The sequence below is a fragment of the uncultured Dysgonomonas sp. genome (assembly GCF_900079725.1).
In the GTDB taxonomy this organism is placed as follows: domain Bacteria; phylum Bacteroidota; class Bacteroidia; order Bacteroidales; family Dysgonomonadaceae; genus Dysgonomonas.
Genome location: NZ_LT599032.1, coordinates 4,605,485 through 4,618,212, shown reverse-complemented (window position 1 = coordinate 4,618,212; position 12,728 = coordinate 4,605,485). Strand labels below are relative to the sequence as shown.

Below are 12,728 nucleotides of genomic sequence, written 5' to 3'. Positions count from 1 at the left end.
CCGGCCTTTATTCTCTATTCTTTCTATTATCGGGATTGAATTATACAAATTATGAAAAGATATTACATACTCCTTATTATAAGTACAATCTTACTCTCATGTACTACACAGAATAAAGTGAGGGATAATGCCGATTTCACCGAAAATTGGAAGTTCTGTTTGGGAGACGATTCTCTGGCATACAACATCCAATATGACGACTCAAAGTGGAGAACATTGAATCTCCCTCACGACTGGAGTATAGAAGCTGATTTTTCTTCGGACAACCCGGCAACTCCCGGTGGCGGCGCTTTGCCCGGAGGTATAGGATGGTACAGAAAAGAATTTATAGTCAACAAATCGAACGAAAATAAAAACTTTTATATCGATTTTGACGGTATTTACTGGAATAGTAAAGTATGGATAAACGGGCACTTACTAGGTGAACGGCCTAATGGCTATATATCGTTCCGCTACGACCTGACCCCATATATAAAACCCGGAGAAAAGAATGTTATCGCCGTTCGGGTAGACAATTCTCAACAACCTAATTCGCGCTGGTACTCGGGTTCGGGTATATATCGTAACGTATGGCTGGTAACGGTCAATCCTGTGCATATAGATCATTGGGGTACTTATGTTACAACGCCTGTCGTTTCTGAGGAAAAAGCAGAAATAAAGATTGTCTCCAATATCCGTAACACAGAAACAACATCGCAAAATGCAGAGATCTATTCTATACTGGTCGATGCCAAAGGAAGAGAAATTACCCAAACAAATGGGAAGCTGAAAATAAATGCACAGACCAATGGTGAAATAGAACAGTCTATAAGCATTGACAAACCCGTACTATGGTCGGTAGAAAATCCATATTTATATAAAATCATCACACAAATAAAACAAAATGACAAAATTGTAGATGAATACGAAACTCCTGTAGGAATACGCTATTTTTCATTCGACGCAGAGAAAGGTTTCTTTCTGAATGGAAAATCCGTTAAAATAAAAGGTGTATGTAATCATCACGATCTCGGTTGTTTGGGAGCAGCAGTGAATACTCGCGCCATAGAACGGCAACTGGAGATGCTGAAAGAAATGGGGTGCAATGGTATTCGCACTGCACATAATCCCCCCGCACCCGAGTTGCTTGACCTATGCGACAAAATGGGATTTATTGTAATGGATGAAACGTTTGATATGTGGCGAAAGAAAAAATCGCCTTATGACTATTCTCAATACTTTCCCGAATGGCACGAAAAAGATTTAACCGATCTTATTCTTCGAGATAGAAATCATCCTTCTATATTCATGTGGTGCATAGGCAATGAGGTACTGGAACAATGGTCACACATAGATGCCGATACATTGGATCTTCAACAAGCAAATATGGTGCTAAACTTTGCAAACACATTAGACAAGAAAGATGTAAAGCCTAAAGAATTACACATAAACTCATTATTGACTGTTAAGTTAGCCGATATAGTAAGGAAACTAGACCCTACCCGACCGATAACTACCGGCAACAATGAAACTGAACCGTCTAATCATGTACTTCGTTCAGGAGTAATAGACGTTATTGGATTCAATTACCATGAATATAATTGGATTAATTTTCATGAAAAGTTTCCTAACCAAAATTTAATTATCACAGAATCAACCTCGGCACTGATGTCACGCGGCTACTACCAAATGCCTTCCGACAGCATGAGTATTTGGCCCGAACGATGGGATAAACCTTTCAACAGGCCTGTACACCACTGCTCGTCATACGACAATTGCCATGTGCCATGGGGAACGACACACGAAGATACATGGCGTCTAGTAAAGAAATATGACCACATATCGGGTGTATATCTATGGACAGGGTTCGATTATCTGGGTGAGCCTACTCCATTCTGGTGGCCCTCGCGTAGTTCTTATTTCGGTATCATGGATCTGGCTGGCTTCCCAAAAGATATATACTATATGTATCAGAGCGAATGGACAGATAAGGATGTGTTGCACATATTCCCGCACTGGAACTGGCAGGAAGGGCAAGACGTGGACGTATGGGCATACTACAACAATGCCGACGAAGTAGAGTTATTCCTGAATGGTGAATCGCTTGGCAAAAAGTCAAAGACGGATGACCAATTCCATATATTCTGGCGCGTACCATACCAAAAAGGGACTCTGAAAGCTATTTCCTATAAGAATGGCAAGGAAGTTACGACAAAAGAAGTAAAGACAACAGGAGATGCTGTCAGCATCAGACTCACCGCCGACAGGCAAACAATCAAGGCCGATGGCAAAGACCTTTCATTTGTAACAGTCGAAGTTCTGGATGCAGAGGGGAATACAATACCTGTAGCCGATAATCTGATAGATTTCAGCGTTGAAGGCAATGGATTTATAGCCGGAACGGATAATGGAGACCCAACAGACTCTAATTCTCTGAAAAAGCCTTCGCGAAAGCTATTCAGTGGAAAAGCACTCGTTGTTGTCCAATCAAACAAAAATAGTGGAAAGATAATATTGAAAGCTAAGTCAGATGGATTTAAAGATACATCTATCGAGATAAAAACGTCTAAATAAAAGCGGTAAATTGATAAAATAGATATCCCTGCTTATCTACAGAAATAAACATCTGATGATAAACAGGGATAATCTTTATATAAAATACGGTAAAACTACGTCCGCCAAAACCACTTTATCTTAGTAAAGAACATTGTCACCAGCACCGCTATAGCTGTCAATATTATTCCTTGCAGAAATCCCAGCCATGAGTTATGTTGAAAATAGTCGAAAACAGAATATATACCTGTCAGGCTCAGCAATGGCACAGTAAACAAGCCTGTAGCCACATAGGCTATCATCGGATTCTGCCCCGACATGACGAGAAAACTTGTACTACAGCGGCATTTATAATAATCGCAAATGACATGGAATACTATCATCGCCATAAAAGCCAGTCCTGAGGTTAGGAAATAATAACTGTATGTAGAAGGATCTTTCTTTATCCCATCCTGATAAGCCTCAAAAAACAGTCCGAGCAATATGAGATAGCTGCCTGTCGTAAACAGATTCTTCCATAGCTGCTCATTCACTGTCGTGTTTTTTCTCAGAATGAAATAGCCATAAGCAATCAGCGCGGCATTTATGACCAGGTTTACCTGTAGCCAGCGATTATATAAACAACATAGATTGACTACAATAAGTGCTACAGAAATAAGCAATATCTGATACGATATATTCCGCTCCTTTACACCGGACTTCTGCTCCATACTCTTTCTGTTATTCATCCACTCCATCAGGTATTCTCCGGCAATACTGCCCGGCAATACAATGAACAGATATTTCAGATATTCAAACTTATACATCCAAGCCAATGGCGTAAAATTATATACCTCACTTACAAAACTGCCTTGTATATCTTTTCCCAAAAGAATAGCCATTAGGAAAGGCAATACGGCTATGCGCCACACTTTACTTTTTATCGTAAAAATGTAGATCAGCGAACCGAACAAAGCCATATTAGCCAGTATAAGAATGATGATATTGCTGAAATACGGGTCGAACTTGCGCCCATCGGCATAATCTACCGTAAGTAGCAAGACAAGAGCGATTGCATATACCAGCAGTTTCACTACATTATGCGCCCAAGTGGGCATCTTTACAGGTATCTGCATAAACATAGGAAACAAGAGTGCAAAACATAACAGGGATAAGCCCCACGCCCTGGCATCCTGCGGATTACTCAACACATAAGGGTAGAAATGTTGTATAAAGATAGCAAAGAATGTCAACTGGATACTTCTCTTCAGAGCATCGTAAATAAGCTTCAATTTAGACTCCCCTCTTTCCAGTCTCTTTCTGATAGAAAAAGGAAATGCTGAACCCATAGCAAACAAGAAAAAGGGGAAGACTAAATCGACCCATGTTATTCCCGGTGCTGCGGGATTAAAAGCATGGGTGGGAGGAGGTATCTGTGCATGATACATCCATCCGGGCAGGAGACCGTAGACTACGGCTCCTGACAGTACCATTGTCACAATGGCGTATCCTCTAAGTGCATCCAGTGCGTATGACCTGTTATCCATCCTTCAGGGAATTTATTTTATCATACCACCGTTACGCATGCCTGTTTCAACTTCTTTCCACATATTTTTATTGATAATGTGTACTATATCGAATATCATTACTCCGTCCGACATCTTCAAGTCCATCTCTATCGAACGTGCAAAATCCTGCGGTTTATCATAGAATTGGTCGACCAGAATACCTCCGCTGAATTTATTATCTTTCAGTATATCACGTAGATTTTCACACGAGCCTTCTACGCAATACCATACACCGCTATGTGCCTTGCTATCGGTTTCGTTCCATACGCTCTTATTATTTGCCAGAGCTTCTTCCTTAGTGATATCCGTATAGTAATTGCCTGTTGTATAAAGGTCGAGAAGTTCGGCATAACCATAATTCTTATAATCGGGGGTAGCCCAATCAAAGTCTTTACTCGGGTCGTAATTCTTGCTTGCAAAGTTTACTCCTACCTCGTAGTACGACGGATACCATGCGCCTGTGTATGTACCGAAAGACACGTTTGGATTTACCGATTTTACTTCTTTGCGGGCAAGTGCCATAAAGTCGTATATATTCTTTGTGCGCCATTCTATCCACTTCAGGAAGTGCTTACCATTTATCCGATGAAACTTGCCTTCTTTATCCTTTTCCCATTTGAAAATATCCTCCGGGAATTTCTCTACTTTCTCATTGATATATTTTTCAAATTCCGCTTTTGAATAGTCAGAAAAATCAGCTGTAATACCATCATATCTTACTCGGTCGAGAATAAGCCCGTCAAGCTCGGGGTACTTGCCCACCACTTCTTTTAATACACTTAAAATATGAGACTGAAATTCTTTATTAATAGGATTTACCATTGCCGAATACTTCTCTTTTTCCTGAGTGATGGGAATTAGCCCTTTTTCGGGATTGTAGACTATCGAGGCCCACTCGGGGTGATTGTCATAAATCAGTCCGCGATCAACATAATTGTGCCCTGCTACAAATACATTAAGCGAGGCGTGAACCTCCATACCCAGACTGTGTGCCTTCTTAATAAAATGTCCGAGGAAATCGAAACTAACAGGACGATTCACACCGTTCCATTCTTCCATATAAGGAGCCACTTTACTGTCGTAAAGCACTTCTCCCGTAATAGGACGTATGTCTACTACGGCATGAGTGAAGCCAAGCGACTTTATTTTTTCGAGATAAAAATCAATTGTGTCAGGGCTACTGAAACGTTCGAAATTAGCCGTTGCATCGATCCACATCAGAGCCACTTTCCCGGATTTGCTTTCCGATGTTTTTTGCTCTGCCTTGCATGAAACCATCAGCCAGAAAATACTGAATAATACGAGTAAAGAATAGTTTTTCATTTTATTATTGTTTTTCATTTATGAATCATTTTATTATCACCCTGAAAGGAGAAGCCGGCAGTCCAGCATTATTTGTGAGGTTTCCCATCTTATAATTACGGAAACAATAACGAATTTCGACAGGCTTGTCCACCGATTCACTCCATACCTTAACCCTGTCTGAACCCTCTATAATCTCGGCTTTCGCCGGAATAAACACACCGTTGCTGCCAGCTATCTCAAATCCTTCGAGTTGTTCTTTTTCAGGATTGAGCCCATCGCTTCCATAGTCGAAAGTCAGTTCCGCTACATTTCCATCCAATTTGTAACTCTTGTATATGGGCCCGCTGTATGTAATGCCTTCTATGCCGTATGTCTTTGCCAGTGCCCAGTATGCAAGCCGTTCTCCCACCTTAATCTTGTGTGGAGGATGGATAAACTTTTCACTGCCTGCATCAGTGGTTATCGCCATACCGACATTGGGAACTTCCGACATCAATTGCAGTTGGCATTCGCGGAACAAAGCCCAATCCAATTCATCCTTATTACCCGATTGCCACGGAGCAATCTGCACATAATAAAATGGCATATCAGGCGAACGGAAAAAGCTACGCCACTGACTGACTAAAGCCGGAAAGAGTTTTTTGTATAAAGCCGGATCGTTACTATTAGCTTCGCCCTGATACCACAATATACCTTTTACGGCAATACCCTCGAGTGGTTTTACCATCCCATTGTGCAGCAATGTAGGTGTACCATTGGGATAGCCGAATTCTGTATTTTTAAGGACAGATAAATCTACTTCAGGAATATTTTTCAGTGTTTCACGGCTCATCCATGCCTCTATCTTCGATGCGCTCCACGAACAGTTTATCAACCCCACGGGAACGCCGAGTTTTTCCTGTAGCAGATTGCCAAAAAAATAAGCTGCTGCACTAAAGTCGGCTACCTCTTTCGATGAACTCAGGCTCCAATGCCCTTCTACATCGTCTTTCGGTTCCTTGCTCCATGCATTCTTTACTGTGAATAAGCGTAAAGGACGCTTTTCGTCGGCTGACACAATATAAGGATGCGAGCCGACAACTGGCTGCCCGCGATACCCTTTTACAGGCATTTCCATATTCGACTGCCCCGAACAGAACCAGACTTCGCCGATCAGTATATCATTTATTATCAGAGGTTCGCCATCCGAGACTGTCAGCGTATAAGGGCCTCCGGCGGAAGGAGTAGTTATCTCGAATTGGAAATACCCCTGAGTATTACTCTTCACGGTATACGTTTTATTATCCCATGAGGTTAATAATTCAATCGATCTGTTAGACTCAGCTTTCCCCCATATTTTATTTACTGCCTGTTGCTGCAACACCATATGATCGGTAAAAATTGCAGGTAAAGTCACCTTAGCACTAATAGCCAATGAGACCCATATAAAGACAGCCAGAATTCCTATTTTCATTTTCATAGATATATCAATTTATTATCTCACAATGATTTCATCCACAAAGAGAGCTGAGGGATTGCCCGCACCAATCTTATCTTTGGGAACTACCCCATACATACTTATCGCCATTTTCACTTTCTTTACCGTCAGCGGTGATGTAGTGACCTCGGCTTTTCCGTCAGCGGCTGCCATCTGCTCATGCTTTACATTTCCTATACTACGAAATGTGCCTCCGTCTTCTGAGATGAAGAATTCAATATTTCGAGGCGAATACACATATACATTATTCTGATTTGCCGAACTGAATATCAATTCGCTTATCGTTTTAGGTTTATCAAATACAATTGTTACCGTAGCATCGCTTCCTGCATAGCTGAACCAATCGAATCGTCCTAAAGGAAATTTACCCATAATGCAATCGGTAAGATTCCCGCCTCCATTTTGTCCGGAAATATTTCCTTGCGCATCTTCGAATATTATTTGTTGGCCTGCAGCCTTGTTTACAATAAAAGTCTGATTGTAAGGAGGTGACATAATCTTACCATCCTTCAGCGAAATAGCCTTTACGACTATCTCCTTATCCGAAACAGGAATTCCTCCCGTATATAAAGGACTTTCGATTGTAGGCTCTGTTCCGTCGACCGTATAGCGGATTTGCATACCGGGTGCACTGGTACTCAGCTCCAGTTTCAATCCGGTTTCTTTATCAGGTACAGTATTGCCTATAATACTATAAAACGCATCGGAATAATTCAACCCCATATAACTGTATCGTTGCATCAAAGAGGGGATATCCGAAGAAAAACGCTTATAATTCTTTTTAGCTTCGGGCAACCATGCCACTTCTGCAAGTGCTGCCACGCGCGGAAATATCATATACTCTCGTTGAGCGCGGGTAGGCATGTACTCTGTCCATACATTGGCCTGTATGCCTAGAATATGTTTGTACTGATCTTCTGTGAGTTCGTCCGGCATAGCTTTGTATGCATATACTTTTTCCAAGGGGACATAGCCCCCTATTGCAAGTGGTTGTGACGGCAACCGGGACTGATAGAAATCGAAATACATGGCTTCGGAGGGAGTCATTATTACATCATTCCCCTGACGGGCAGCAGCGATTCCGCCCGCAATTCCCCGCCACGACATAACAGTGGCATCAGGCGCAAGTCCACCTTCGAGTATTTCGTCCCAGCCTATAATCTTTTTACCTTTTCCTTTAAGGTATTTTTCCATCCGTCTTACAAAATACGATTGCAGTTCATGCTCATCTTTTAAGCCTTCCTCTTTCATCCGCTCCTGACAAGCATGGCATCTTTTCCATCGTACTTTAGGGCACTCATCGCCTCCTATATGAATATATTCACTTGGGAAAAGACCGGCAACCTCATCCAATACATCTTCGAGAAAATCGAAGGTTTCTTCCCTTGTGCAAAAAACATCGTTAAATACGCCCCAGCGTCCTTCTACTTCGAAGGGGCCTCCCGAACATGAATATTCGGGATAGGAAGCCAGAGCCGCTGTGGCATGGCCGGGCATTTCTATCTCAGGAATAATGGTAACAAAACGTTCTGCGGCATAAGCGATAACCTCTTTAATCTCCTCCTGAGTATAATATCCACCTGTGCGGGTATTATCCCATTGGCGGGGATAATCGTTGTGATGACCTTTCATCGTACGATCGCGGAAAGCTCCCATTTCGGTCAGCTTCGGGTATTTCCTGATCTCGATCCTCCAACCCTGATCGTCGGTAAGATGCCAATGAAATATATTCAATTTCAACAGTGCTATCTGGTCGATATACGTCTTCACTTCATCGAGTGATGCGAAATTGCGGCAAACATCCAGATGTAGTCCTCTGTAGGAAAACACAGGTGAATCTTCTATCCTGCAACAAGGAACTGACCATTTTATATTCGAAACCAGATCTTTGCTTTCGATAGTCACGGGCAGCAATTGCCTTAAAGTTTGGGCGGCATAAAAAAATCCTGCCGGCTCACGGGCTTCAATTTCAATCTTGGCGGGAGTGATATTCAGTATGTAAGATTCTTTTTTCTCTAAAGAGTTGTTCTGCCTGCAAATGATAACATTTTTGCTCCGAGCAGTATTATTTGCCGTAATCATTAATCCTGCTGCGGTATTCAAGCGATCTTTCAGTATGAAGAAAGCATTCTCCACTTCCGGACTTACTCCTTTACCTAGCTGTAAAGAAGTTGCCTCATTAAATATAAAAATTCCTTTAGACGGCTTCAGATTCAATGGTGCAGGGATAATATTATATTCATTCTTCTGTGCAAAAGAAAAGGATGCAATCAGGAATAATAATGCTGTCAGATAAGTGTATTTTTTCAATCTCATTTTTCTATATTTCTTTCATTTACAAATAAGTTAGGGGAATGCCTCTTATAGAAAGAGTCACAAATTTGAATTAAACACATTAAGTAAATGTCTATCAATATGCAAATTCCGACAGATTAAGCATCGAGATACCTAAGCTTGTACCTATGTATATTTTATTATCGTGAATGGTTATAGTCTGAATACGGTTTTCTAATAAATTACTATTCTCCATTGTATAGGTTTTCCATTTAGTATCGTTAAATACGGTCAGACCTTTGTTTGTACCTACCCATACATTTCCTTTTATATCTTCCTTTACAGATAGGATAACATCTCCAGATATGCCGTTTTTACCTTTAGGATATGCAGTCCAATTTCCTTTTTGCAGAAAGGCCAAACCATTGCATGTACCTATCCATAATCCGTTTTTGCCAGCATGGAGCGAATAAATATCATTGTCGGGAAGAGGGCTGTTGTCTCTATTGTACAATTTCCAGTTCTTTCCATCGAATGAGGAGAGGCCATGATATGTTCCAATCCATATTTTATTGTCATCAGCTGCTAAGGATAATATACTGTTATCCCCTATCGGAACTTCTACAGCCTTATAATTTATCCATTTTTTGCCGTCGTACATAAGCAAACCTTTGTCCCATGTTCCAATCCACAAGTGATCCTTACCCGTTTCTACAATAGCATTCGTAGATATGGAAACTGATGCTTCTTTTACATTCTCCCATGTTTCACCTTGCTTATTTCTGAAAACTCCTCCACCCCATACTCCGGCCCATACAGTTTCGTCTCTGCCGATATAAAGCGTCTGCGCGTAAATATCCTCAACTCCTTGAGGTTTCCATTGTCCGTTCTCTTCTTTATATACTCCGTATGAAGTAGCAACCCACATAGTCCCCTGTTTGTCAAAACAGATGGATATGATATCATTCTTTGGCGACATACCGGGCTCTATCTGTATATTTGTCCATTGGGCCTGTATATAAGCACAAATAAAGAGCAGGCATGATATTATAAATAGTTTCTTCATGTCGTATCTGTTTATTTTATGGTTAAACCCTGTTGTACTTTCAGCCAATCCATATATTCCTTATAAAGTCTTTCCGCATCCTTGTGTCCGGCAGGAGCAACCGAGCCAGGCTTGCTCATCAGACCCATGTACTGGTATATCAGTATGTTTTCTACAAAGGGTGAAATATCTTCAAGCTGTGTAAGAATTCTATTGAATCGGGCAGGAATCAAAGCACTGTCATAAACTTCTCCTTCGAATTCGAATACTTCAAGATCAGCCCACAGACGAGCCCGACCGGCTTTGGCATGCACTTTGTACAAGGCTTCATAATATTTGCCTGCTGTGCCGGCTTTGGTCTTCTTCACTCCTATTTCATCCTGATAGGCCATAATATCTATATCGAGACGTTCCAGTTGACGAACATATTTATCATCGAGACGAATAGATTTTGTTCCATAGGGTGCAATCAGGTTTACGCAGCCGGGAGTTAGTTCGCGCGCTTTCTTACTACACTTGTTGACATAATTGATGGTGGTTTCGTCTATTGTATTATATAGTCCCGTCTCATTAGGATAGTACCAACCATAAAAACTTTTGTGATGCGAATATTTCTCCGCCACTTCTTCCATCCCTTTTTCGCGAAGGATGGAAATGTCCTTGTCGGTCATCATTTTATCCACATTGCGATAATCTGACCAGAAATCGTTGCTCACAAAAAACTTGATACCATATTCATCCGCAGCCGAGAGAACGGCTTCTAACGGATCGGCACATTCGTAATCGTATCTTGATTGAAGGGTGGATGGATAAAATGTTTTTCCGTTTTCTGCAACCGACATCAGTACCAGGTATTGCATACCCGTTTCGCTGATTTCCTTTATCTTTGCCCGCCACTGTGCCTCGGTAAACTTAGTCAGGGCAGGATTCCAATACTTGCCTTCACTATCGTTGTGATGCTTGAATTCGAACCATGAGCCCATGATAGGCTTAATATTAGGATTGCGCCTTATCTCTCCGGCAAACGTATTATTGCCTGCCAGCAGAGAGGCAGAGGTTAATCCGCAGAGCTGTAAAAACTTTCGTCTGTCCATCTTCTGTTATTTTATTGTTTAATATCTTCCAGATATATATTTCCAAACCGGTCTGTCACTTTTATACTGATTTTTGCCGTCGGGTTCTTTGGTGAGGCACGAAATAAATGTTGTGTCTCAATCACCGATATCCAGTCATATTTTATCTTTTCTTTGTCGGAGCAAAGGATTTCAGCATCAGGGTCAAACCCTCTAAAATGAGTCATTTCTCCTTGTATCTCATCATTTTCGAGCCATTCCACTTTCCATTCTTTATCCCAATTCCAAACATTTACTACCACATCCTGAGGATATTCGGATGAACGCCCTGGCGGGTATGCTCTGAACTGATGCTTTTCAGAAAAACCGGAACTCTTGAAATACCATTTCACATCATTGCCAGTCACCTCATACACGCCATAACCCTGCGGGGTACCATCGAGGCAGATATCGCCTCGCCACCATGTTCCGCACACTGCGCCTGTATTGTGTTCCATTAGTCTTGAATTATGGACAATATTATGATTGTAGTGCATATGCCCCGATATGATATGAGCATTATAAGGCCTCAGCATTTCATATAACGCAGCCGTGTTTATCGTCTGGTCGGCGATGCCATTGCTTTTATATTCAAAAGGCTTTTGTTTCTCATCGAGACGCGAAGGAATATGCATGACAATGAAAACAGGTGAATCTTTTTTCACATACGCCAAATCCTGTTCGAGCCATGCATACGTCCTTTCATCTATATATCCCATATAGAAATAATCACGTCCGATAAAGAATGCATTATCAATGATGATATAATGGGCATTCCCCTTATTGAATGAATAATAAACGGGGCCAAAGTAGCTTTCGAACGTTTTGTATGATGTTTCGTGGCTACGGCCAAAATAATCCATATCGTGGTTGCCGATAGCCCTGTAAACAGGGAAATTCAATACGGAAGAAGCTTCTATATAACCCGGATAAAGTGACGGCGTATCGCCTACTATATCCCCACAATCGACAGCAAAAATATCTCTGTCATCATACTTTTTAATTAACGTTTTACAATCTTGCAATATTTTAGTGTAACTTCTCAGATTATCTCCATCAACCAGCTGTACATCAGCCTGTGCAATGAATACATGATTCTTGTCGTCTTTCGGATTCTTGTATATTTCAAAATCATATGCGTCGACGCCATTCTCTATTATCTTATAGAACTGAGGTATCGTCTTATCCTTGCATTTAGTTATGTATCCTGCCGGAGTGGATATATATACAAAACGGGAAGATTTTAAGGATGGAATAGTATATTCTCCATTGTCATTGGTCTGTACACAATGGACGCCATCCGTAACTACAACACCTTTCACTCCTTTGCCGTCACATGCCACTTTACCTCTGATTACACATTGCCCGTTGAGGTTATTGCAATAAGCGGTTAATAATAAGACAAACAGCACACTGAATATTGAATTTCGCATTTT

Annotated in this window: 8 protein-coding genes; 1 reads left to right on the top strand and 7 read right to left on the bottom strand. The window is 41.3% G+C overall.

All coding sequences use genetic code 11. From position 1 onward, the window contains the following. The first annotated feature begins 51 nt into the window (after nucleotides 1–51). Complete coding sequence (locus tag QZL88_RS18975; protein ID WP_296943995.1) at nucleotides 52–2,553, top strand: glycoside hydrolase family 2 TIM barrel-domain containing protein; 2,502 nt, start codon at nucleotides 52–54, stop codon at nucleotides 2,551–2,553. Nucleotides 2,554–2,648: 95 nt separating this feature from the next. Here the strand turns inward: QZL88_RS18975 and QZL88_RS18970 are convergent, their stop codons facing one another. The 7 genes from QZL88_RS18970 to QZL88_RS18940 form a co-directional block, all read right to left on the bottom strand. Next, on the bottom strand, nucleotides 2,649–4,058 hold the full coding sequence (locus tag QZL88_RS18970; RefSeq protein ID WP_296943992.1) for a DUF5009 domain-containing protein: 1,410 nt from the start codon (nucleotides 4,056–4,058) through the stop codon (nucleotides 2,649–2,651). Between the two features lie 12 nt (nucleotides 4,059–4,070). After that, on the bottom strand, nucleotides 4,071–5,420 hold the full coding sequence (locus tag QZL88_RS18965) for an alpha amylase family protein (RefSeq protein WP_296943989.1): 1,350 nt from the start codon (nucleotides 5,418–5,420) through the stop codon (nucleotides 4,071–4,073). Nucleotides 5,421–5,427: 7 nt separating this feature from the next. Then, the gene (locus QZL88_RS18960; protein ID WP_296943986.1) at nucleotides 5,428–6,843 is read right to left on the bottom strand and encodes a sialate O-acetylesterase; all 1,416 of its coding nucleotides are present in this window, start codon (nucleotides 6,841–6,843) and stop codon (nucleotides 5,428–5,430) included. A gap of 15 nt (nucleotides 6,844–6,858) precedes the next feature. Further along, nucleotides 6,859–9,177, bottom strand: coding sequence for a family 20 glycosylhydrolase (locus QZL88_RS18955; RefSeq protein ID WP_296943984.1), 2,319 nt, complete (start codon nucleotides 9,175–9,177; stop codon nucleotides 6,859–6,861). Between the two features lie 94 nt (nucleotides 9,178–9,271). Next, nucleotides 9,272–10,201, bottom strand: coding sequence for a two-component regulator propeller domain-containing protein (locus QZL88_RS18950; protein ID WP_296943982.1), 930 nt, complete (start codon nucleotides 10,199–10,201; stop codon nucleotides 9,272–9,274). An 11-nt stretch (nucleotides 10,202–10,212) separates the two neighbouring features. Beyond that, nucleotides 10,213–11,274, bottom strand: coding sequence for a DUF4434 domain-containing protein (locus tag QZL88_RS18945; RefSeq protein ID WP_296943979.1), 1,062 nt, complete (start codon nucleotides 11,272–11,274; stop codon nucleotides 10,213–10,215). A gap of 11 nt (nucleotides 11,275–11,285) precedes the next feature. Then, nucleotides 11,286–12,725: a calcineurin-like phosphoesterase family protein gene (locus QZL88_RS18940; RefSeq protein WP_296943977.1), complete on the bottom strand. Its 1,440-nt coding sequence runs from the start codon at nucleotides 12,723–12,725 to the stop codon at nucleotides 11,286–11,288. Nucleotides 12,726–12,728 lie beyond the last annotated feature (3 nt).

Coding starts and splice junctions, on each gene's coding strand:
- QZL88_RS18965 (WP_296943989.1), bottom strand. CDS start 5,420: ATGAAAAACAATAATAAAATGAAAAACTATTCTTTACTCGTATTATTC.
- QZL88_RS18960 (WP_296943986.1), bottom strand. CDS start 6,843: ATGAAAATGAAAATAGGAATTCTGGCTGTCTTTATATGGGTCTCATTG.
- QZL88_RS18970 (WP_296943992.1), bottom strand. CDS start 4,058: ATGGATAACAGGTCATACGCACTGGATGCACTTAGAGGATACGCCATT.
- QZL88_RS18975 (WP_296943995.1), top strand. CDS start 52: ATGAAAAGATATTACATACTCCTTATTATAAGTACAATCTTACTCTCA.
- QZL88_RS18950 (WP_296943982.1), bottom strand. CDS start 10,201: ATGAAGAAACTATTTATAATATCATGCCTGCTCTTTATTTGTGCTTAT.
- QZL88_RS18940 (WP_296943977.1), bottom strand. CDS start 12,725: ATGCGAAATTCAATATTCAGTGTGCTGTTTGTCTTATTATTAACCGCT.
- QZL88_RS18955 (WP_296943984.1), bottom strand. CDS start 9,177: ATGAGATTGAAAAAATACACTTATCTGACAGCATTATTATTCCTGATT.
- QZL88_RS18945 (WP_296943979.1), bottom strand. CDS start 11,274: ATGGACAGACGAAAGTTTTTACAGCTCTGCGGATTAACCTCTGCCTCT.